Origin of the sequence: Sedimentitalea nanhaiensis DSM 24252, from assembly GCF_000473225.1 — a bacterium.
Classification (GTDB): domain Bacteria; phylum Pseudomonadota; class Alphaproteobacteria; order Rhodobacterales; family Rhodobacteraceae; genus Sedimentitalea; species Sedimentitalea nanhaiensis.
Genome location: NZ_KI421509.1, coordinates 2,690,874 through 2,711,812 on the forward strand (window position 1 = coordinate 2,690,874; position 20,939 = coordinate 2,711,812).

The 20,939-nt window shown below is 61.3% G+C and carries 20 protein-coding genes, 1 tRNA gene, 1 pseudogene and 2 riboswitches; of the genes and pseudogenes, 12 read left to right on the plus strand and 10 right to left on the minus strand.

Annotation, left to right across the window (positions count from 1 at the left end; genetic code table 11):
- Window positions 1-17: 17 nt before the first annotated feature.
- From NANH_RS0115020 to NANH_RS0115040, 5 genes are read right to left on the minus strand one after another with little or no spacing between them, the layout of a single operon-like run.
- Window positions 18-884 carry a polyprenyl synthetase family protein gene (locus NANH_RS0115020; protein WP_027262791.1) on the minus strand — a complete coding sequence of 289 codons (867 nt, stop codon included), beginning with the start codon at window positions 882-884 and terminating at the stop codon, window positions 18-20.
- On the minus strand, window positions 885-1,127 hold the full coding sequence (locus NANH_RS0115025; protein WP_027262792.1) for an exodeoxyribonuclease VII small subunit: 243 nt from the start codon (window positions 1,125-1,127) through the stop codon (window positions 885-887).
- Complete coding sequence (locus NANH_RS0115030) at window positions 1,124-2,056, minus strand: histone deacetylase family protein (RefSeq protein WP_027262793.1); 933 nt, start codon at window positions 2,054-2,056, stop codon at window positions 1,124-1,126. Before NANH_RS0115030 ends, NANH_RS0115025 begins: the two co-directional genes overlap by 4 nt.
- Before the next feature lie 51 nt (window positions 2,057-2,107).
- Complete coding sequence (locus NANH_RS0115035; RefSeq protein WP_027262794.1) at window positions 2,108-2,809, minus strand: response regulator; 702 nt, start codon at window positions 2,807-2,809, stop codon at window positions 2,108-2,110.
- Complete coding sequence (locus tag NANH_RS0115040; protein WP_027262795.1) at window positions 2,809-3,318, minus strand: MarR family winged helix-turn-helix transcriptional regulator; 510 nt, start codon at window positions 3,316-3,318, stop codon at window positions 2,809-2,811. The genes NANH_RS0115035 and NANH_RS0115040 overlap by 1 nt, the downstream gene beginning before the upstream one ends.
- A 154-nt stretch (window positions 3,319-3,472) precedes the next feature.
- Here NANH_RS0115040 and NANH_RS0115045 point away from each other — a divergent pair, with 154 nt between their 5' ends.
- A complete protein-coding gene (locus NANH_RS0115045; RefSeq protein WP_027262796.1) occupies window positions 3,473-4,342 on the plus strand; it encodes a branched-chain amino acid aminotransferase in 870 nt (289 codons plus the stop codon).
- A gap of 115 nt (window positions 4,343-4,457) precedes the next feature.
- A complete protein-coding gene (locus NANH_RS0115050) occupies window positions 4,458-6,017 on the plus strand; it encodes an alkaline phosphatase D family protein (RefSeq protein ID WP_027262797.1) in 1,560 nt (519 codons plus the stop codon).
- A gap of 80 nt (window positions 6,018-6,097) precedes the next feature.
- Here the strand turns inward: NANH_RS0115050 and NANH_RS0115055 are convergent, their stop codons facing one another.
- Both NANH_RS0115055 and aroC read right to left on the minus strand, forming a co-directional pair.
- Window positions 6,098-7,036: a DMT family transporter gene (locus NANH_RS0115055; protein ID WP_027262798.1), complete on the minus strand. Its 939-nt coding sequence runs from the start codon at window positions 7,034-7,036 to the stop codon at window positions 6,098-6,100.
- 504 nt (window positions 7,037-7,540) lie between these two features.
- Complete coding sequence (gene aroC, locus NANH_RS0115060) at window positions 7,541-8,644, minus strand: chorismate synthase (RefSeq protein ID WP_027262799.1); 1,104 nt, start codon at window positions 8,642-8,644, stop codon at window positions 7,541-7,543.
- A 167-nt stretch (window positions 8,645-8,811) separates the two neighbouring features.
- Window positions 8,812-8,910: riboswitch (TPP riboswitch) on the plus strand.
- Between the two features lie 34 nt (window positions 8,911-8,944).
- On the opposite strand from aroC, the gene thiB reads away from it, so the two are divergent.
- From thiB to NANH_RS0115080, 3 genes are read left to right on the plus strand one after another with little or no spacing between them, the layout of a single operon-like run.
- Window positions 8,945-9,922, plus strand: coding sequence for a thiamine ABC transporter substrate binding subunit (thiB, locus tag NANH_RS0115070; protein WP_027262800.1), 978 nt, complete (start codon window positions 8,945-8,947; stop codon window positions 9,920-9,922).
- The gene (locus tag NANH_RS0115075; RefSeq protein ID WP_027264255.1) at window positions 9,898-11,454 is read left to right on the plus strand and encodes a thiamine/thiamine pyrophosphate ABC transporter permease ThiP; all 1,557 of its coding nucleotides are present in this window, start codon (window positions 9,898-9,900) and stop codon (window positions 11,452-11,454) included. The genes thiB and NANH_RS0115075 overlap by 25 nt, the downstream gene beginning before the upstream one ends.
- A complete protein-coding gene (locus NANH_RS0115080) occupies window positions 11,441-12,133 on the plus strand; it encodes a thiamine ABC transporter ATP-binding protein (RefSeq protein ID WP_027262801.1) in 693 nt (230 codons plus the stop codon). Before NANH_RS0115075 ends, NANH_RS0115080 begins: the two co-directional genes overlap by 14 nt.
- On the opposite strand, the pseudogene NANH_RS0115085 reads toward NANH_RS0115080, so the two are convergent.
- Window positions 12,130-12,567, minus strand: a pseudogene (locus tag NANH_RS0115085) (6,7-dimethyl-8-ribityllumazine synthase); the annotation flags it as partial. The gene NANH_RS0115080 and the pseudogene NANH_RS0115085 sit on opposite strands and share 4 nt — an antisense overlap.
- 71 nt (window positions 12,568-12,638) lie before the next feature.
- Window positions 12,639-12,796: riboswitch (FMN riboswitch) on the minus strand.
- A gap of 60 nt (window positions 12,797-12,856) precedes the next feature.
- On the opposite strand from NANH_RS0115085, the gene NANH_RS0115090 reads away from it, so the two are divergent.
- The 6 genes from NANH_RS0115090 (at window position 12,857) to NANH_RS0115115 (ending at window position 18,408) form a co-directional block, all read left to right on the plus strand.
- A complete protein-coding gene (locus NANH_RS0115090) occupies window positions 12,857-13,477 on the plus strand; it encodes an FMN-binding negative transcriptional regulator (RefSeq protein ID WP_027262803.1) in 621 nt (206 codons plus the stop codon).
- Between the two features lie 42 nt (window positions 13,478-13,519).
- The gene (locus NANH_RS0115095) at window positions 13,520-14,131 is read left to right on the plus strand and encodes a glutathione S-transferase (protein ID WP_027262804.1); all 612 of its coding nucleotides are present in this window, start codon (window positions 13,520-13,522) and stop codon (window positions 14,129-14,131) included.
- A 220-nt stretch (window positions 14,132-14,351) separates the two neighbouring features.
- Window positions 14,352-14,912 (plus strand): ubiquinol-cytochrome c reductase iron-sulfur subunit, encoded by a 561-nt coding sequence (gene petA / locus NANH_RS0115100; protein ID WP_027262805.1) that lies wholly within the window; start codon window positions 14,352-14,354, stop codon window positions 14,910-14,912.
- Window positions 14,913-14,923: 11 nt separating this feature from the next.
- A complete protein-coding gene (gene petB / locus NANH_RS0115105) occupies window positions 14,924-16,270 on the plus strand; it encodes a cytochrome b (protein WP_027262806.1) in 1,347 nt (448 codons plus the stop codon).
- Window positions 16,271-16,287: 17 nt separating this feature from the next.
- The gene (locus NANH_RS0115110; RefSeq protein ID WP_027262807.1) at window positions 16,288-17,076 is read left to right on the plus strand and encodes a cytochrome c1; all 789 of its coding nucleotides are present in this window, start codon (window positions 16,288-16,290) and stop codon (window positions 17,074-17,076) included.
- Between the two features lie 573 nt (window positions 17,077-17,649).
- Complete coding sequence (locus tag NANH_RS0115115) at window positions 17,650-18,408, plus strand: prephenate dehydrogenase/arogenate dehydrogenase family protein (protein ID WP_027262808.1); 759 nt, start codon at window positions 17,650-17,652, stop codon at window positions 18,406-18,408.
- A gap of 151 nt (window positions 18,409-18,559) precedes the next feature.
- On the opposite strand, the gene mtaB is transcribed toward NANH_RS0115115, so the two are convergent.
- Window positions 18,560-19,810 (minus strand): tRNA (N(6)-L-threonylcarbamoyladenosine(37)-C(2))-methylthiotransferase MtaB, encoded by a 1,251-nt coding sequence (mtaB, locus tag NANH_RS0115120; protein WP_027262809.1) that lies wholly within the window; start codon window positions 19,808-19,810, stop codon window positions 18,560-18,562.
- Entirely contained in the window at window positions 19,807-20,640 is an 834-nt protein-coding gene (dapF, locus tag NANH_RS0115125; protein WP_027262810.1) for a diaminopimelate epimerase, read from the minus strand. Before dapF ends, mtaB begins: the two co-directional genes overlap by 4 nt.
- Before the next feature lie 219 nt (window positions 20,641-20,859).
- Between dapF and NANH_RS0115130 the strand changes: the two genes are divergently transcribed.
- Window positions 20,860-20,935 (plus strand) — tRNA-Lys (locus tag NANH_RS0115130).
- Window positions 20,936-20,939 lie beyond the last annotated feature (4 nt).

The window sequence follows — 20,939 nt, forward strand, 5'->3', positions numbered from 1 at the left end:
CTCCTTGCGGGGCTGCGTCAGTTGTCGCGCGCAATAACGAAACGGGCGGCGTCGCGCAAGGTTTCCGCCTGAGCGCCATATGGTGCCAGCGTATCGCAAGCCTGATCCACCAGATCGGTGGCCCGGCTTCGTGCTCCCTCGAGACCCAGCAGTGACACAAAGGTCGCCTTGCCCGCCCGGGCGTCTTTTTGCAGGCGTTTCCCGGCCTTTTCGGCGTCACCCTCGACATCCAGAATGTCATCGGCGATCTGAAAGGCAAGCCCCATGGCCTGCGCATATCGGCGCAGCAATTCCGGATCGGCCTGTGCCAACAGCGCGCCCGCGCAGGCCGACCATTCAATAAGTGCTCCGGTCTTGCCCGATTGCAGCGCAGTGATCTGGTCTAGCGAAAGAGGGATATCGGCCGTTTCAGCCGCGATATCCAACGCCTGGCCCAGCACCATGCCCTGTGCGCCGCTGGCCCTGGCCAGACTGTGCGTCAGCTCCGCCCGAACCGCTGCGGGGCCACAGTTCGGATGGCTGACCAGTTCAAAGGCCAGGCTATGCAGGGCATCGCCCGTCAGAACCGCTGTGCTTTCGTCCCATTTGACATGCACCGTCGCCTGGCCGCGGCGCAGGTCGTCGTCATCCATGCAGGGCAGGTCGTCATGTACCAGAGAATAGGCGTGCAACGCCTCAATTGCCGTGGCGGGCCAGATCGCCCGATCGGCTTCGATACCATGCAACCGCGCGCTTTCCAGCACCAGAAATCCGCGCAACCCCTTGCCGCCCCGCATCGCATAGCCCATCGCCTGCACCACCGGCACGGGATCGAGTTTGCCAAGAACATGGGCAAATTGTGCCTCGATCCGCCCTGCGGCATCGGCCAGTCTGTGGCGGAACATTTACAACCCTTCGACGGGCGTGGTTCCAACCGGGTTGCCGTCGCCGTCCAGCGTGATCGCCGCAACTTTTTCCTCGGCCCGCTTCAATTCGTCTTCGCAGCGCTTCTTCAGCGCAGCCCCGCGTTCATACAGCGTGATTGATGCGTCCAGCGCCACGTCGCCGCGTTCCAACTGGTCGACCACCGTTTCCAACTCTTTCATCGCTTGTTCAAAGCTCATTTCGGATACGGGGGTGTCGGTCATGTCGCGGCCTTCATCAGTTCTTGTACATGTGCCCGAACGGATGCGGACAGCGCGTTCAAATCATAGCCTCCCTCCAAAGTCGAGACCACCCGGCCCTGACAAACATCTGCTGCAATCTCGCAGATCTCGGCGGTGAGCCAGGCAAAGTCCTCGGTGCTCCAATTCAGCTGCGCCAGAGGATCGTCGGCATGGGCGTCGAACCCGGCAGAAATAATGATCAACTGGGGCGCAAAGTCGCGCAGTCGCGGCAGGGCCTTGTGCTGGTATTCGCGTCGCATATGCGCGCCGCCTGATTCGGGTGGCAGCGGCAGATTGAGGATATTGTCATGGGCCCCGGTTTCACTGGCGCGGCCGGTGCCGGGGAACAGCGGGATCTGTTGGCTGCTGATCAATAGGGCGCGCGGCTCGTCCCATAACAGATCCTGAGTGCCATTGCCGTGATGCACATCGAAATCCACCACCGCCACGCGGTTCAGCCCATGATGATCCAGCGCGTGCTTGACCCCCAGAGCCGCATTGCCGAACAGGCAGAACCCCATCGGCGTGTCCGTTTCCGCGTGGTGGCCCGGCGGGCGAACAGCGGCAAAGGCGTTGGGGGCCTCACCGCCCAGTACCATGTCCACCGCGCGCACCATCGCACCTGCGCCGCGAAACGCCGCATCCAGCGACCCCGGCGACATCCATGTGTCGGCATCCAGTGCCCGGTGTCCTTCGCTTGGAGATGCGCGGCGCAACTCGGCCAGATAGCTTGCAGGGTGAATGCGCAGGATATCGTCGTCTGCGGCCAGTGGCGCAGTGATGCGCGCCACTTCAAGGGGTTGCAGAGCGTACAGCACATGCTCCAGCCGGGCCACCTGTTCGGGATGTCCATCGGGGGTCACGTGGGCCAGACAATCGGCATGGGTGAGCAAAGCGGTTTTCGATGTCACGACTGTTTTCCTCTTGCCAAAAATACTCTCGCCGAAGGCGGCACTGGCCTGTCAGTCCGGCGCCAGCATATAGCCGGCACCGCGCACCGTCTGCAAATAGCGCGGCTGTTTGGGGTCGACTTCGATCTTGCGCCGCAGGCGGGTGATTTGCACGTCCACTGCCCGCTCTTGCGCCTGACCGCGGTCGCGGCCCAGATCCTCGACCAGCTTGTTGCGGGTAACCGGTTCGCCCGGGCAGGCGGAAAAGATCCGCATCAATTGGCTTTCGGTTGCGGTCAGTCGCACCAGCTCGTCGCCCTGCCACATCTCGCCGCGTTCGATATCATAGCGGATCGATCCCAGGTGTAGAATTTTTGGTACGGTGTCCTGGACCGGCGTTTCCGGCATGCGCCGCAGGATCGCATTGATCCGCAGCAGCAGTTCCTTGGGTTCGAACGGCTTGGGCAGATAGTCGTCCGCCCCCGCTTCAAGCCCGGCAATCCGGTTCTCGATCTCGCCGCGCGCCGTCAACAACAGGATCGGGGTCGTGTGGGTTTCACGAAGACTGCGTGTCAGGCTGACACCGTCTTCGCCCGGCATCATCACATCCATCACGATCAGGTCAAAATCCAGCCCGGCCAGAACCCGCCTGGCATGGGCGGCATCGCGTGCGGCCGTCACCAGAAACCCATGTCGCATCAGGAATTTCTTGAGCAGTTCGCGAATGCGTTCGTCATCGTCGACGATCAGAAGATGCGCATCGAGGTCAGCCATCACGAACCATCCCGCAGTTTGACATAGGCGCGCCGCATGTCGGTGTCCATCATCGCTTCGAGCACCTGTTTGAAACCGGCCACGGCTTCGGGACCAGCATCGCGAAAGGCGGCCCGCATGCGGGCGCGCTGCGCATCGCTCAGTTGGCTCTCAAGTGACTGGCCGGCTTCGGTCAGGAACAGATGACGTTCGCGTTTGTCGCTGGTCCCGACGCGGCTTTCCACCAGCCCATCGGCCACGAGTGTGCGCAGCACCCGGTTCAGCGATTGCTTGGTCACCCCCAGAATGGCGAGCAGGTTGTTGACTGTCGTGCCGGGGGCGCGGTTAATGAAGTGTATCGCGCGGTGATGCGCCCGCCCATAGGCCATATCCGCCAAAATACGGTCGGGATCGGCGGTAAAGCCGCGATAGGCAAAGAACATGGCTTCGATGCCCTGCCGCAATTGTTCGTCTGTCAGAAACAGCAGGCTTTCACCGCCATAGATCTGCGCAGCGCGTCCGTCGGACATTGTCGACCTCATCCCTAGTTTGTTTCAGCATACGTCAGCCTTGTTGACATTCCAAGGGCGAAGCGGTATCGAATTGCAGTTTTGGCGTAATATTATGTCCGAAGTGGACATAATACCGCAATAAATGAAAATCTCTAGCTTCGCAGGAGTAAGAATGATGTCGGGATATGACGACCGTGACGGCCAAATCTGGATGGATGGGCAAATGATCAACTGGCGGGATGCGAACGTGCACATCCTGACCCATGCCATGCACTATGCCAGTTCGGTGTTCGAAGGTGAGCGGGCCTACAATGGCAAGATCTTCAAATCGCGCCAACATTCCGAACGTCTGCGCAGATCGGCCAATCTGATCGATTTCGAGATTCCCTATACCGTTGACGAGATCGAAGCCGCCAAGGTCGAGGTTCTGGCTGCCAGCGGGCTGACCGATGCCTATGTTCGCGCCGTTGCGTGGCGCGGCGTTGGCGAAGACATGGGAGTTGCCAGCGCGCGCAATCCGGTACGTATGGCGATCGCAGCCTGGGAATGGGGTGCCTATTACGGCGATGCCAAGATGAAGGGCGCCAAGCTTGATATTTCGAAATGGAAACGTCCCAGTCCGGAAACCATTCCCAGCCATGCCAAAGCAGCCGGTCTGTATATGATCTGCACCATGTCCAAACACGCGGCCGAAGCCAAGGGATGCTCGGATGCGATGATGTTCGACTATCGCGGATATGTCGCCGAGGCGACCGGGGCAAACATATTCTTTGTCAAGGATGGCGAGGTGCACACACCGGATCCCGATTGTTTCCTGAACGGCATTACCCGGCAGACCGTGATTGGCATGTTGAAGGATCGCCAGATCAAAGTGCACGAGCGCCATATCATGCCGGAAGAGCTGGAAGGCTTTGAGCAATGCTGGCTGACGGGTACGGCCGCCGAGGTCACACCGGTGGGTCAGATCGGCGATTACAATTTTGAAGTTGGCGCGCTGACCCGCGACATCGCGCTGGGATACGAAAAGCTGGTGCGCGCCTGATCGTCAGGTGGCTGCGTCGCGTTTCGAATGTTGCAAATCTTTCATGCGGCCGCCGACAAAGTATTACATGGCTGCTGTTCTTGCCGGGCTATACTGTCAAGCAAGGATAGCAGCCATGACAAAACTCATCCGTCCTTCTCGCCGCGCCGTCCTGGCCGGTGGCACCGCGTTTGCCGCCAGCCTGGCCCTGCCCGCGATCAGCCGTGCCGCGGCGCGCCCGGTCTTTACCCACGGCGTTCAGTCCGGCGATGTCGACATGTCCAGCGGCATGATATGGACCCGCACCGATCGTCCCGCCCGTGTGACGATGGAGGTCTCGACCACCGAGAGCTTTGAAAACGTGCGCCGCCTGGCGTCGCTGGATGCGATTCCGACCAGCGACATGACCGTCAAGCGGCTGGTGGACGGGCTGCCTTCGGATCAGGATATCTTCTATCGCTTTACCGCTGCCGATCTGAACGACATCAACGCGGTAAGCGAACCTCTTGTCGGGCGCTTCCGCACCGCGCCGTCCGCGCGCCGTGATGTGCGGTTCGTCTGGTCCGGGGATACTGCCGGTCAGGGCTGGGGTATTGATGAGGATGGCATGGCAACCTATGCGACCATGGCCCGCCACCAGCCGGATTTCTTCATCCACTCGGGCGACACGATCTATGCCGACGGCGCGATGCAGGACCAGGTCGACCTGGCCGATGGCACGACCTGGAACAACACGGTTCTGATCGACGAAAAGCGCAAGGTTGCCGAAACCCTGGATGAATTCCGGGGTCAGTGGAAATACAACATGATGGACGAACACGTGCGTGCGCTGAACGCCATCGTGCCGACCTATTTTCAGTGGGATGATCACGAGGTGGTCAACAACTGGTCGTCCACCAAGGATCTGACGGCGGATGACCGATATACTGAAAAATCGGCCTTCGTGCTGCAATCGCGCGCGGCCCGTGCCTTTCACGAAATGACCCCGATCCGCTTTACTCCGCAAGAGCCGGGCCGGGTCTATCGCAAGATCGCCTATGGTCCGACGCTGGACGTTTTCTTTCTGGACCTGCGCAGCTATCGCGGCGGCAACACCGAAAATCTCCAGACTGAAATGTCCGACGCCACCCGGATACTGGGACAGGAACAGATGGCCTGGCTCAAGCGCGAACTGGCCCAGTCCCGCGCCACCTGGAAGGTGATCGCGTCGGATATGCCTATTGGCCTGGTGGTGCGCGATGGCGACACCAAGTTCGAAGCCGTTGCCAATGCCGACGATGGGGCGGCCAAGGGGCGCGAGATGGAAATCGCTGAATTGCTGCGGTTCATCAAGTCCGCCGGCATCACCAATACGGTCTGGTTTACCGCCGACGTGCACTATACTGCGGCCCATTACTATGACCCCAACAAGGCCCAGTTCCAGGATTTCGAACCGTTTTGGGAGTTCGTATCCGGTCCGCTGCATGCGGGCACGTTCGGCCCTAACGCGCTGGACGCGACCTTTGGTCCGGAGGTGAAATACGTCAAGGCCCCAACCGAGGAGCAGGGCGTGAACCTGCCCCCCAGCGCCGGTCTGCAGTTCTTTGGTATCGTGGACATCGACGGAGCGACGCAACAGATGACAGTGCGGCTGATGGACCGCGCGGATACCGAACTGTGGTCCGTAACCCTGGATCCGGTCTCTGCCGCGTTCTGACCGACCGATCACAGTCGCAGACAGAAAGGCCCCGGAAATGTTCCGGGGTCTTTCTGCACCCATGGGGCCATGGATTCGTGTCAGCTTTTGGGATCCGTAACCGAACGGGCCTTGCCGCGTTCCAGCCCGAGTTGATGCTCGCGCCAGATCACCAGGATATTGCCCCCAATCACCAGCGCGGCACCGATCAGCATGACCGTGGTCGGCAATTCTCCGAACCAGACATAGCCGATGACGATGGCAAAGATCATCGAGGCATAGTCATAGGGGGCGAGCATCGATGCGGGGCCAAAGCGATAGGAGGATGTAACGAGGATTTGGGCCACCCCGCCGATCAACCCTGCCGACACCAGCAACGCAAGGGTGCCCGCATCCGGTATGGCCCAACCAAAGGGAAGGGTCAGCAGCGAGATCGCCGAAGCAATGGCCGAGAAATAAAAAACGATGGCGGCTGTGTGTTCTGTTTGCACCAGTTGTCGGATGTGGATTTGTACCAGCGCGCGCGCCATGGTCGCGCCCAGGATCAACATTGCCCCCAGTGGTGCCCCATCCGCCAGGCCTGCATCGCCGCCCAGGCGGGGCCAGACCATGATCAGTACGCCAACCAGGCCGACGAGAACCGCCGAAATCCGGATCAGCCGGATCGTTTCACCCAGCATCACGGCGGCCAGGATCACGGTGAAAATCGGGGTGGCATAGCCGATGGCGGTAACTTCGGGCAGGGGCAAAAGCCCCAGACCGGCAAATGTCATGGCCATCGCGCAGGTGCCCAGAAGACCGCGCCAGAAATGCCCCATCGGATTTTTGGTCAGCAATCCCTGGCGCAGTTGCCCTTGTGCAATCAACCAGATCAGAATCACCGGAATGGCAAAAAACGAGCGAAAAAACACGGCCTCGCCCGGTGGCACGTCATCCGCAGTGGCCTTGATCAGCGCGGACATGATTGTGAACAGAAAGATCGCGCTGAGTTTCAGCACGACAGCGAGTCCGGGTCGATGCGATGTTAAGGTTTTCACCATGCACAGTGGTTTGCGCCTTTGCCCGGCAAAAGACAAGCCGCCGCAATGGGCGGCGACGGTTCAATCTCGTTTGGACCAATCCGAGCAAGCCGCTCAGAGAGCATGGGTCGGTAGATCAGCCTCGAGTGAGCATCGAGCCTTGTATTTCATACCGTTTGTCACCCGCTCATAATGTGGGATCGCGCCGTCCCATGCTTCCGCCGGACTCGGTGTAACGACTTTTTGGTACTCCTGTTCCGAGCAGGCAACCCATTGGACGACGTTCATCGGCTTTCCATCGGAGGCGTGGGTGCCAGGTGCCTCCAGCTATTTTCCGGTCCACGCCGCTCCGATAGGAGGCTCAGCACTCAGAAACGATGCGCCTGTCTCTGTATTCCCGGGGCCCGGCCAGATTTCAGCCGGACCCGCGCATCCAGTTTTCTCCTCCGGCGTGCCGGAGGAGGATTCATGGTGTCGCGCGATATGTTGAAGAGGCCGGGAACAGATGCGCCGGAAGGATGTGTTTCAGCCGACCCGGCCGCGATTCTTGCCGACCTGACCGCGATGCAACAGCATGTGGTCCAGAAGCACACAGGCCATCATCGCTTCGCCAACCGGCACCGCGCGGATGCCCACGCAGGGATCATGGCGGCCTTTGGTGATGATTTCGGTTTCGGCCCCCGCCTTGGTGATTGTCTTGCGCGGGGTCAGGATGGAACTTGTCGGCTTGACGGCAAAACGCACCACAACGTCCTGCCCGGTGCTGATACCACCCAGAATTCCGCCCGCGTGGTTGCTGGAATAGGCCGGCTTGCCGTCATTGCCCATAAAGATTTCGTCGGCATTCGCTTCGCCGGTCAGCATTGCGGCGGACATGCCTTCGCCGATCTCGACACCTTTGACGGCGTTGATGCTCATCATGGCGGCGGCAAGATCGGTGTCCAGCTTGCCATAAACCGGCGCGCCCAATCCCGGCGGGACGTTGCGGGCGGTGACTTCGACGACGGCACCGACCGAGCTGCCGGATTTGCGCAGGCTGTCGAGGTAATCGGCCCATTTCATCGCCGCATTGGCATCCGGCACCCAGAACGGGTTTTGTTCGATCTGGTTCCAGTCGAACCGGTCGCGGTCGATCTGATGCGGCCCCATCTGAACCATGTAACCGGTAATCCGGAGGTCGGGGGCCAGGGTCTTGATCGCCTCGCGTGCCAAGCCGCCGGCAGCGACGCGCGAAGCCGTTTCACGGGCCGAGGAGCGTCCGCCGCCGCGATAGTCCCGGATGCCGTATTTCTGGTAGTATGTGATATCGGCGTGACCGGGGCGGAACTTATCCTTGATATCGCCGTAATCCTTGCTGCGCTGGTCGGTGTTCTCGATCATTAGCTGCACCGGAGTGCCGGTGGTGATTCCTTCAAACACGCCGGACAGAATGCGGACTTGGTCCGGTTCACGGCGCTGAGTGGTGTATTTGTTCTGGCCCGGTTTGCGCCGGTCCAGCCAATGCTGGATCATCGCTTCGTCAACTGCAACGCCCGGCGGGCAACCGTCAACGGTGGCCCCGATGGCAGGACCATGGCTTTCGCCCCATGTGGTGACGCGAAACAGGTGGCCAAAACTGTTGATCGACATGGGAGAACTCCTTTTGCGCCTGTGCTTAGCGGCGGGATGGATATGCCGCAAGCGATTGTCGCGAAGTGGGGCGCTGCCCCCGCCGCCCTGCGGGCGACTCCCCCGGAGTATTTCGGGCAAGAGGAAGAGGTGGGTACTTGTCAAACCAAGTGGCGCGAACTAGGTGTCGTCCCACCTCGGGGAGCCTTGATTGGCTGAGACGCTGACGCGGACCCGTTGAACCTGACCCGGCTAACACCGGCGTAGGGAAGGTCTGGATCAGCCTCCATCCTTGCCCTGTCGCCGCAATAGGAGGATGCCATGAAGTATCTTGCGATTGCAGCGGGCGTTTTCTGTGCCACGGCGGCCAACGCCGAGACACCGGAACTGACCGTTTATACCTATGACAGCTTTGTTTCCGAATGGGGTCCCGGCCCGGTGATCGAGAAAGCGTTCGAGGAAACCTGTGGCTGCGACGTGAAACTGGTCGGTGCAGGGGACGGTGCGGCTCTGCTGGCGCGGCTCAGGCTGGAGGGCGCGCGCAGCGATGCCGATATCGTGCTGGGGCTGGACACCAACCTGACGCAGGCGGCACAGGACACCGGGCTGTTCGCGCCTAGTGGTGTGACCGCAGATTACGATTTGCCACTGGCGTGGTCGGACGGCACGTTTGTACCTTATGACTGGGGTTATTTTGCTTTTGTCCACAATGCCGACACGGACGTGCCGGGCGATTTCAAGGCGCTTGCGGCCAGCGATACCAAGATCGTCATTCAGGATCCGCGATCCTCGACGCCCGGTCTGGGGCTGTTGTTGTGGGTCAAATCGGCCTATGGCGACGAGGCTCCGGAAATCTGGGCGGATCTGGCCGACAATATCGTTACCGTGACCAAGGGTTGGAGCGAATCCTACGGCCTGTTTCTGGATGGCGAGGCAGACATGGTGTTATCCTATACCACCTCGCCCGCCTATCACCTGATCGCCGAAGGGGACGATGGCAAGGCGGCCGCGGAGTTTGACGAGGGGCATTACCTGCAGATCGAGGTCGCCGCGCGGTTGGCCAACAGCGATCAACCCGAACTGGCCGAAGCGTTTCTGCAATTTGTCGTTTCCGATGCGTTCCAGTCTGTAATTCCGACCACCAACTGGATGTACCCGGCGGTCACGCCGGCGGGGGGGCTGCCGGATGGATTCGAAACGCTGGTGCAGCCCGACAAGGCGCTGCTGGTCCCCGCTGCCGAGGCTGCGGGCCTGCGCGATGAGGCACTGGCGGAATGGCTGAGCGCGCTCAGCCAATAACGTCCGGCTCCGGACTTGGTGCGGCGGCTCTGGTGGCTGCGCTGATCCTGGGCGCTTTGCTTGCCGTTGCCTTGCGCGCCGAGAGCGGGCGCGGGATGGGAGCGTCAGACTGGGCGGCAGTGCGGTTCACGGCGGGGCAGGCGGCGTTGTCGGCCCTGTTCAGTGTGGCGCTGGCGGTTCCGCTGGCCCGCGCCCTGGCGCGGCGGCGTTTCATGGGACGGCGTCTGTTGATCGCGCTGCTGGGCGCGCCGTTTATCTTGCCGGTGATTGTTGCGGTGCTGGGGCTGCTGGCCGTGTTCGGGCGCAATGGCTGGATCAGCATGGCGCTGGGATGGGTCGGGTTGCCGCCGGTGTCGATCTATGGGTTGCACGGGGTTGTGGTGGCGCATGTGTTTTTTAACCTGCCGCTGGCGACCCGGCTGATTTTGCAGGGCTGGCAGGAAATTCCGGCGGAACGGTTTCGATTGGCGGCACAGCTGGGCGCGGGGTCGCGGGCCATATGGCGGTTGCTGGAGTGGCCGATGCTGCTGCGTATCGTGCCCAGCGTGCTGGCGGTGATCTTTGCGATTTGTCTGACCAGCTTTGCGGTGGCTCTGACGCTTGGCGGAGGCCCCAAGGCGACGACCATCGAGTTGGCGATCTATCAGGCTTTCCGGTTCGATTTCGATCTGGCCCGGGCGGCGATGTTGTCCTGTGTTCAGATTGTACTGACCGGATGCGCCGCGCTCATTGCGTTGCGGGCGGCGCAGGGCGAAGGGTTCGGCAGCGGACTGGATCGCCCGGTTCAGCGGTGGGATGCGAACAGCACCGGTGCGCGGTTGATGGATGGTGGCATCATCGGAACGGTGACGCTGTTCCTGTTGATGCCCTTGGCGGCCATTGTGATGGCTGGCGTGCCGGGCCTTGCTCTTTTGCCCGGGTCGGTTTTTGTGGCGACGATGAATTCGCTGTTGGTTGCCGTGCTCAGCACAGGTGCGACCCTGGCGCTTGCGATCCCGATGGCGATTGCCGTCGCATTGGGGCGGGCACGGTTGGTGGAACTGGCCGGGCTGTTGGGCCTGGCTGCGTCGCCGCTGGTCATCGGGACCGGGCTGTTCGTGATCCTGTACCCGTTGGCCGACCCGTTTGCGCTGGCCCTGCCGGTGACGGCATTGGTCAATGCGGTGATGGCCTTGCCCTTTGCGCTGCGTATTCTGGTGCCGCGTGCGCGGCAGGTTGTGACGCGGTATGGGCCGCTGGCGCTGTCTTTGGACATGGCGGGTGGACCGTTCCTGCGCCGCGTCCTGTTGCCCCGGATGCGAGCGCAGATCGGCTTTGCAGCAGGGCTGTCGGCGGCGTTGTCGATGGGCGATCTGGGCGTGATCGCGCTGTTCGCCGACCCCGAGCGGGCGACGCTGCCATTGCAGGTGTATCGATTGATGGGGGCCTATCAGATGCAGGCGGCCGCCGGTGCGGCGTTGTTGCTGCTGATGCTGTCGATGGCGTTGTTCTGGAGTCTGGATCGCGGAGGGCGGTGGCATGCTGAAGCTTGAACAGCTCGAAATCGACAATGGTGGCTTTCTGATGCGTGCGGATTTCGTGGTGCCCGCGGAGCGGAAAATCGCTGTGATCGGACCGTCCGGTGCCGGGAAGTCGACCCTGATCGGTGCGATTGCGGGATTTCACCCGGTGGTGCGCGGACGATTGGTGTGGCGCGGCGACGTGCTGAACGCCGTTGAACCGGGCAAGCGACCGGTCGCGATGCTGTTTCAGGACGGCAATCTGTTCCCGCATCTGAGCGTGGCGCAGAATGTCGGTCTGGGGCTGAACCCGGATCTGCGGCTGACTGCCGCACAGTCTGAACAGGTGTCAAATGCAATTTCGCGGGTCGGGTTGGCCTCGATGGCAGATCGCAAACCGGCCGAGTTGTCGGGGGGGCAACAAAGCCGCGCGGCGCTGGCGCGGGTTCTGGTGCAGGCGCGGCCGCTGTTGTTGCTGGACGAACCCTTTGCCGCGCTGGGGCCGGCGTTGAAGAACGAGATGCTGGATCTGGTGGATGAGCTGGTGCGCGAAAGCGGTGCGACCCTGTTGATGGTCAGCCACGCCCCCGAAGATGCCCGCCGTATTGCCGATCAGGTGGTCCTGGTCGAAGGCGGGATGGCGCATCCGCCGCAGGAAACGGGCGGGCTGTTGGACAACCCGCCCCCGGCGTTGCGCGACTATCTGGGTTAGGCCGCGATTTGCGCGCGCGATTCTGTGATGGCCAGTGCGGCGCGGGCGGCTTCGCGTCCCTTTTCGACAAAATGTGCCCGGTAGATCGCGTTGTGATGGTCGGTGTCCTGATAGTGGTGCGGGGTCAGGGACACGGACAGAACCGGCACCCCGCTGTCCAGCCCCGCGCGCATCAGGCCATCGACAACCGCCTGGGCGACAAAGTCGTGACGATAGATGCCGCCATCGACCACAAACGCGGCACAGGCGACGGCACCATAGCGCCCGGTCATTGCCAGGTCGCGTGCCATCAGCGGCAGCTCAAATGCGCCTGGCACGTCGAAGACATCGACCTGCGCGGCGGGGATGAGGTCGCAAAACCCGGTCAGCGCGCGGTCGACGATATCGGCATGCCATTGGGCCTTGGCAAAGGCATAGCGGGTGAGTGTCATCGGTGATCTCCTTTGGTTGCGACACGTTCACCCAAGGCGATCACGGGCATTCGTACCGCTGGCGCGGCACGCATGCTCGTCCTCTTTCATCCGGACTGTAACCGTCGGCTCTGGCGTCTCACCAGATCTGCTGACCAACGGATTTCCAGTACGAACCCCGTTGCGCTCGCGGGCTCGCAGATCGGATCTGCATACCGCCGGTGGGGAGTTTCGCCCCGCCCTGAGAACGGTGTCAGTCTTGCCAATATCCTCAGGTTTCTGCAAGAGCCTGTAGAAGCGATGGAGAGACGCAATGCATCCTAACCCGGTTTTTCATACGGCAGAGGCAAAAGGCAACCTGGCCTTTGCACGAGAACGGGCATTTGGCGTGCTGTCAGTCCAAGGCGACGGCGCGCCCATGCTGTCGCATGTGCCCTTTCTGCTGGAGGGGACGACTGTGGACCTGCATCTGGTGCGCAGCAATCCGATGGCGCGCGCGCTGGATACCCCGTTGGCGGCAAGGATCGCGGTCAGCGGGCCGGATGCCTATGTCTCGCCGGACTGGTACGGGATCGTGGATCAGGTGCCGACATGGAACTATATCGCCGTGCATCTGACCGGGGTGCTGGAACGGCGTCCGCAAACGGAATTGCGCGATCTGCTGGACCGGCAATCGGCGCTGTTTGAGGATCGGCTTGCACCCAAGCCGCCATGGACCACCGGCAAGATGGACGAAACCGCGCTGGAGCGGATGATGCGGTTGATCGTGCCGTGCCGAATGCAGGTCACGGATGTGGATGGCACCTGGAAGCTGAGTCAGAACAAGCCCGACGCAGTACGTCAGGCGGCGGCGGATCAGGTCGAGGCACATGGCATCGGGGCCGAGCCGCGCCTGTTGGCGGCGCTCATGCGTGGGGCCGGTGGACAGGGCTGACATCCGTGCTAGGGTCACGCGGTCACTGCACGGGAACGCTCCATGAAACTGTACCACTCGCCCGCATCGCCCTTTGTCCGCAAGGTGTGTGTCCTTCTGCATGAATTGCAGAAAACCGACGCGGTTGCGCTCGAACCGGTGGCAACCACGGCATTCGACTCGTCCGAAGTCCTGATCGCGAGCAATCCGCTGGGCAAGATTCCGGCTCTGGAGCGGTCGGACGGCCCGACACTCTATGACAGCCGGGTGATCTGTGCCTATCTCGACGACCGGTTCGCCGGGGCGCTGTACCCGTCGGGCGCGCGCCGCTGGGAGGCTCTGACACTCGAGGCCACCGGCGACGGCATCATGGAGTGCGCGGTGTCGATGACCTATGAAACCCGCCTGCGCCCGCCCGAGCAGCAATCGAGCCAATGGATCGAAGCGCAATGGGCCAAGATCGCGCGGGCGGTTTCGGTCCTGAACGGGCGCTGGATCAGCCACCTGTCCGGTGCCCTGGACATGGGCCATATCTCGGTTGCCTGTGCGCTGGCCTATGTCGATTTTCGCCATCCACAGCGGGATTGGCGCAAGGACAATGCGGGGCTGGCAGAGTGGTTCGCCGGGTTCGAATCACGTCCGAGCATGCAGGCCACCCGCCCGCCGGTGGCATGACAGGGGCGAAAAATACGCCATCGGAGGTATTTGGGGACGGCATGAGTGTATTTAAAGCGACGCAGTTGCGACACAGGCGCACAGTAGCGAGCTCCTGCGCGCCTATGACCGCTGGACGAACCAAATCGACCTCGGTAATACCCGCCATGAGAAGCCGCACCAGTCTGCGGCCCTTATGCACGTTTGCCCGTCTCAGGGCCCAGGAATTGGAGTAAACCTCGTGTCCCACGCAGAAGATCACGAAGGCACCCGGAGAGACTTCCTCTACTATGCCACCGCTGGCGCCGGAGTTGTCGCAACAGGGGCCGCCGTCTGGCCGCTGGTCAACCAGATGAACCCGTCCGCAGATGTACAGGCCTTGTCCTCGATTCTCGTCGACATCTCGGATGTCGATGTCGGAACTCAGCTGACCGTGAAATACCTGGGCAAGCCGGTCTTTATCCGGCACCGCACACAGGAAGAGATTGACGCCGCCAAGGCCGTCCCAATTGACGAGCTGATCGATACCACCTCGGAAAACCCGAACAAGCCGGGCACCGACGCGTCTGACGGTAACCGTGTTATCGGCGACCGCGAAGAGTGGCTGGTGATGATCGGTGTCTGTACCCACCTGGGCTGTGTTCCCATCGGTGAGGGATCGGGCGATTTCGGAGGCTGGTTCTGCCCCTGCCACGGATCGCACTATGATACGGCTGGCCGCATCCGCAAAGGACCGGCACCGCAAAACCTGCACATTCCGGTCGCGTCGTTCTCTGACGACACCATGATCAAACTGGGATAAGGAAACATAAAATGGCCGGAATTCCGCACGATCATTACGAACCCAAGACCGGTGGTGAAAAGTGGCTGCATAGCCGCCTGCCTATCGTGGGTCTGTTGTATGACACGATCATGATCCCCACGCCCAAGAACCTGAACTGGATGTGGATCTGGGGCATCATCCTGACCTTCTGTCTGGTGCTGCAGATCATCACCGGCATCGTTCTGGTGATGCATTATACGCCGCATGTGGACATGGCATTTGCCAGCATCGAACACATCATGCGCAATGTGAACGGCGGCTATATGCTTCGGTATCTGCATGCCAACGGTGCATCGCTGTTCTTTGTGGCCGTCTACATCCACATTTTCCGTGGCCTGTATTACGGGTCCTACAAATCCCCGCGCGAAATCACCTGGATCATCGGTATGCTGATCTATCTGGCGATGATGGCGACCGGCTTCTTGGGCTATGTTCTGCCCTGGGGTCAGATGTCGTTCTGGGGTGCAACCGTGATCACCGGCCTGTTTGGCGCCATCCCCTTTATCGGCGAGCCGTTGCAAACCTGGCTGCTGGGCGGACCGGCTGTCGACAATGCCACGCTGAACCGCTTTTTCAGCCTGCACTACCTGCTGCCCTTTGTGATCGCCGCGCTGGTCGCGGTGCATATCTGGGCCTTCCATACCACCGGCAACAACAACCCCACCGGGGTCGAGGTGCGCCGTGGATCCAAAGCCGAGGCGGAAAAGGACACGGTTCCGTTCTGGCCCTATTTCGTGATCAAGGATCTGTTCGCCCTGGCGGTGATTCTGGCGATCTTCTGGGCTGTGGTCGGGTTCATGCCGAACTATCTTGGCCACCCGGACAACTATATCGAAGCCAACCCGCTGGTGACCCCTGCGCATATTGTTCCGGAATGGTACTACCTGCCGTTCTATGCCATTCTGCGGGCCTTTACTTCGGAAGTCTGGGTCGTTCAGATCGCGTCCTTCGTGACCGGCGGTATCGTTGACGCCAAGTTCTTCGGCGTGCTGGCCATGTTCGGTGCGATTGCGGTGATGGCGCTGGTACCGTGGCTGGATACGTCCAGCGTGCGGTCGGGCCGCTATCGTCCGATGTTCAAGTGGTGGTTCTGGCTGCTGGTGATCGACTTTGTCGCGCTGATGTGGCTGGGGGCAATGCCCGCCGAGGAACCCTATGCCAGCTTTGCATTGATCGCGTCGGCCTATTGGTTCGCCTACTTCCTGGTGATCCTGCCGCTGCTGGGTGTGATCGAAAAGCCGGACACGCCGCCTGCGACCATCGAAGAGGATTTCGAGGCGCATTACGGCAAGAAGGCTGAGGCTGGCAGCGACGCCGCCGCAGCGCCCGCCGAGTAAGAAAAGGATCGGGACAGATGTTCAAGAAACTTGCAATCAGTGCCGCCTTTGCCGTCGCGCTTGCACCTGCCGCCATGGCGGCAGGTGGCGAACAGCATATCGAGGATTTCGCGTTCTCGTTCGAAGGCCCGTTCGGCACCTACGACCAGAACCAGCTGCAGCGCGGTCTACAGATCTATACCGAGGTCTGCGCGGCCTGCCACGGTCTGAAATACGTGCCGCTGCGGACCCTGGGCGACGAAGGCGGGCCACAGCTGCCTGCCGATCAGGTCCGTGCCTATGCGGCTGAGAATTTCTCGGTTTATGACCCGGAACTGGAAGACGACCGCCCGGCTATCCCGGTGGATCATTTCCCGGCCAACACCGCTGCGGGGGCGCCGGATCTGAGCATGATGGCCAAGGCCCGTGCCGGGTTTCACGGCCCCTACGGGCTGGGGATGAACCAGCTGTTCAAGGGCATGGGCGGCGCGGAATACATTGCCTCGCTGCTGAACGGCTACACCGGCGAGGAGAAGGAAGAAGCGGGTTCGATCCTGTATGAAAACACTGCCTTTCCCGGCGGCTGGATCAGCATGGCACCGCCGCTGGCGGGTGAGGATGTCGAATTTGCCGATGGGCACAGCAACGATCTGCGCAACGAGGCGCAGGACGTGGCCGCGTTCCTGATGTGGGCCGCCGAACCCAAGATGATGGCGCGCAAACAGGCGGGCTTTGTCGGGGTGCTGTTTCTGACGGTTCTGTCGGTACTGCTGTACCTGACCAACAAGCGGATCTGGGCGCCGATCAAGGGCAAGAAGACCAGCTGATCGCATCGACCTTTCTGACGTGTTGACCCCCGTGCCCCGGCGCGGGGGTTTTCGTTTGCGCGGAGCGGACGCAACAGAAGATCGCCGGATTCCGGCGTTAACCCCCCTTGTTTTGCTGAGGATGACGAGTATGGCAGGCGTACATACCGGGTACATACGCAGCGGGCGGATTTGGGCGGAATCAGTCGGTTAACCCACCGTGCGGACCAGAATCCTGCCCGAGCGCTAAGAGCCGGAGGCAGGTGTCAAAGGCGGTGACCGGAAGACGCGCCCGCACCCACCGTCGGAAGGGGTTCTGTCCGGACCTCGGGGAAATTTATGGCGGAAGGCGGGAACGAGCCCAGAGCTCCAAATGCTGCGCCCGTTTCGAACGACCGATAAGTGCAATTGGTTGACCTGGCCCTTCTTGCTACTCTACACCGTTGCGCATGATGAAACCGTTTTTTTCAATGCAGGACTATTACCTCCGGCTTGGATAGCTGCGGGCACTTCATCGTGAAATTTCCGCTGCTCTGACAGCGGTCTTCACAAAGCATGACCTTCTGCCGGGTGGCAACTTAAGAGGTCATGGACATGAATAGACAGAATACCAGAAAAACTCGAAAGACCCTCGGAATCATTGGATTCGGGGCATTTGGTCAGCTGATCGGCCTGCATTTGCATGCGTACTTCGAGTTGATTGCGTATGATCCGTCACCAATTCCTGCGGATGTTGCCGCGGAATTTGGAGTTTCCTCGGGACCTCTCAATGTGGTGTCGCAAAGCGATATCGTTGTTATCGCATCACCGGTTGCAACTTTTGAACGCGTCGTGACGTCGATTGCCGCGGTCTGTCGCCCCGGGGCTATCATAGTCGATGTTGGGTCAGTCAAAACGCAACCTTCTGAGATCATGAAACGGTTGTTGCCTGACGATGTTAACATCATAGCAACGCATCCGTTGTTCGGCCCGCAAAGCGCAAAAGACGGTGTACGAGGTCTCAAGATTGCCATTTGTCCCATCCAGGGGAAGCTCCATTCCCGATTTGCAGCATTTCTTCGCAAGGAACTTGGGCTAGAGGTCATCATAACGACGCCCGACGAGCATGATCGGGACGCAGCCATTGTGCAGGGCCTCACACATCTCATTGCAAAAGTCTTGCTGAGCATGGAACCGTTGCCGTCACGCATGACGACAAAGAGCTTCGACTTACTCAGCGAGGGGATTTCTATGGTCCAGAACGATGCTCCGGAAGTCTTCGAAGCTATTGAAAAAGCGAACCCGTACGCCGAAGATGTGAGGCGAAGATTCTTTAACTTAGCTGCTAAATTGAATGCTGAACTGGAAGAATGATCGCTATATTAACGCCCTCCAACAGCGGACTTTGGGAGTTCTGATGCATAGGTTGGTAAAGTCCGCTTTTTTGACTTAGGGTCCCGTCGCCGCGAAGGCCGGTTTCTTGCCATGGCTGTCGTTGCCGCTGCTGTGCTTCAGGGCGCGCGGATCACGCCGTCAGCTGGCGGTCGCTGGTGCCCGTGATCGTCGCGGTGACGATCTGGCCCTCGGGCTGGGGCGCGGCAAAGGTGACTTCGGTGAATTGTTCGGTGCGGCCCATGTGGGGGTTTTCCATCAGGATGCGGTGGGTCAGGCCGATCTGGGCCGTAAGGTGGCGGGTGACCTGGGCGTCGCCGGCGGCGCGCAGGCGGGCGGCGCGGGCCTTGATGGTCTTGCCGTCGACCTGATTGGGAATGCGCGCGGCGGGGGTGCCGTCGCGGCGGGAATAGGGAAAGACATGCAGCCAGGTCAGGTCGCAGTCTGTTACCAGTTTCAGGGAATTTTCGAAATGTGCGTCGGTCTCGGTTGGGAAACCGGCGATGATGTCGGCCCCGAATGTCATGTCCGGGCGCAGGGCGCGGGCGGTTTCGGCAAAGCGGATGGCGTCGTCGCGCAGATGGCGGCGTTTCATCCGTTTCAGGATCAGGTCGTCGCCATGCTGCAGCGACAGGTGCAGGTGCGGCATCAGGCGCGGTTCGGTGGCGATGGCGGCCATCAGATTGTCGTCGACCTCGATGCTGTCGATGCTGCTGATGCGCAGGCGGGGCAGGTCGGGCACCAGCCGCAGGATGCGCAGCACCAGATCGCCCAGGCGCGGCTGTGCGGGCAGGTCGGCCCCCCAGCTGGTCAGGTCGACACCGGTCAGTACCACCTCGTTATAGCCGCGCTCTACCAGGCGTTTGATCTGGTCCACCACCACACCGGCGGGGACGCTGCGTGAATTGCCCCGCCCATAGGGGATGATGCAGAAGGTGCAGCGGTGATCGCAGCCGTTCTGGACCTGCACATAGGCGCGGCTGCGGGTGCCGAAGCCGTCGATCAGATGGCCGGCGGTTTCAGTCACCGACATGATATCGTCGACCTGCACCGGCTCGGTGCCGAAGTCCCCGGCAAGGCCCGCCCAGGTGGCGGGTTGCATTTTCTCGGTGTTGCCGATGACGGCGTTGACTTCGGCCATGGCGGCAAAGGTGTCGGGTTCGGTCTGGGCCGCGCAGCCGGTGACGATGATCTGCGCCTGCGGGTTTTCGCGCCGCAGCTTGCGGATTTCCTGACGCGCCTTGCGCACCGCCTCGGCGGTGACGGCGCAGGTGTTGACGATGACGGCGTTTTCCAGCCCGGCCTGCGCGGTCAGATCCTTCATCGCCTCGGTTTCATAGGCGTTCAGGCGGCAGCCCAGCGTGGTGAATTTGGGTGCGCTCATGCGAGGCTGGCCAGGAATTCGGGCGTCAGGGTGCCCGAGGCGACATGCATCGTGGGGCCGGTCATCCAGACGCCGTCGTCGCGCCAGTCGATGTTCAGCGTGCCGCCGTCCAGGTCGATACGCACCGCGCGCCCGGTCAGCCCGCGTCGGGCGGCGGCCACGGCGGTGGCACAGGACGACGAGCCCGAGGCCAGCGTGATGCCGACGCCGCGCTCCCATACCCGCATGCGGATGTGGTCGGGGCCGATGATCTGGGCCACCTGCACGTTGGTGCGCTGTGGATACAGCGGGTGATGTTCATAGCGCGCGCCGAACTCGGACAGCGGGATCGCCTCGGCGTCGGGTACAAAAAAGGTGCAGTGGGGGTTGCCCATGCCGGTGGCGGTGGGGCCGCCCTCGATCGGCAGTTCCAGCGTGTCCATTTCCTCGGCCAGCGGAATGTCGCGCCAGTCCAGCTGCGGCTGACCCATGTTGACCGAGGTCAGCCCGTCGCCCGCATCGCATGCCAAGAGCGTGCCGCGGTCGGTGGTCAGGGTCAGTTCGGTTTTCCCGGTTTGCACGATCAGCATGCGCGCGATGCAGCGGGTGGCATTGCCACAGGCCGCCGAGGTCGAGCCGTCGGCATTGTAAAAGGTCAGATGGGCATCTCCCGTGCCCGGTGTGATGACGGCAAGCTGATCGAAACCGATGCCGCAATGGCGGTCGGCCACGGCCTGCGCCAGGGCCGGGGTCACCTGATGCGCATGGGCGCGCGCGTCCACAACGACAAAGTCATTTCCCAGCCCGTGCATTTTCATGAAGGGCAAACCGCTGTTCTGAAGGTCCTGCATAGCGCGGATATAGCGCCGCCGGGGCAGCGAATCCAGAGTATCATTGCGAAACTTGTAACAGGGGCTTGACCCCGCCCGATGACTTTTCTAGGAAGGCCGCCATGTTCGGGTCCAAGAAATTGCGATTTGGACGGAATGACGCGATTTTGGTGGTTGATCCCGTTGGACCAATTGGCATAGAGAGCGCCAAGGGATCGGGAAACCGTTACCGCAAAGAGTGGGCCGTTAGCTCAGTTGGTAGAGCAACTGACTTTTAATCAGTGGGTCGCAGGTTCGAATCCTGCACGGCTCACCACTTT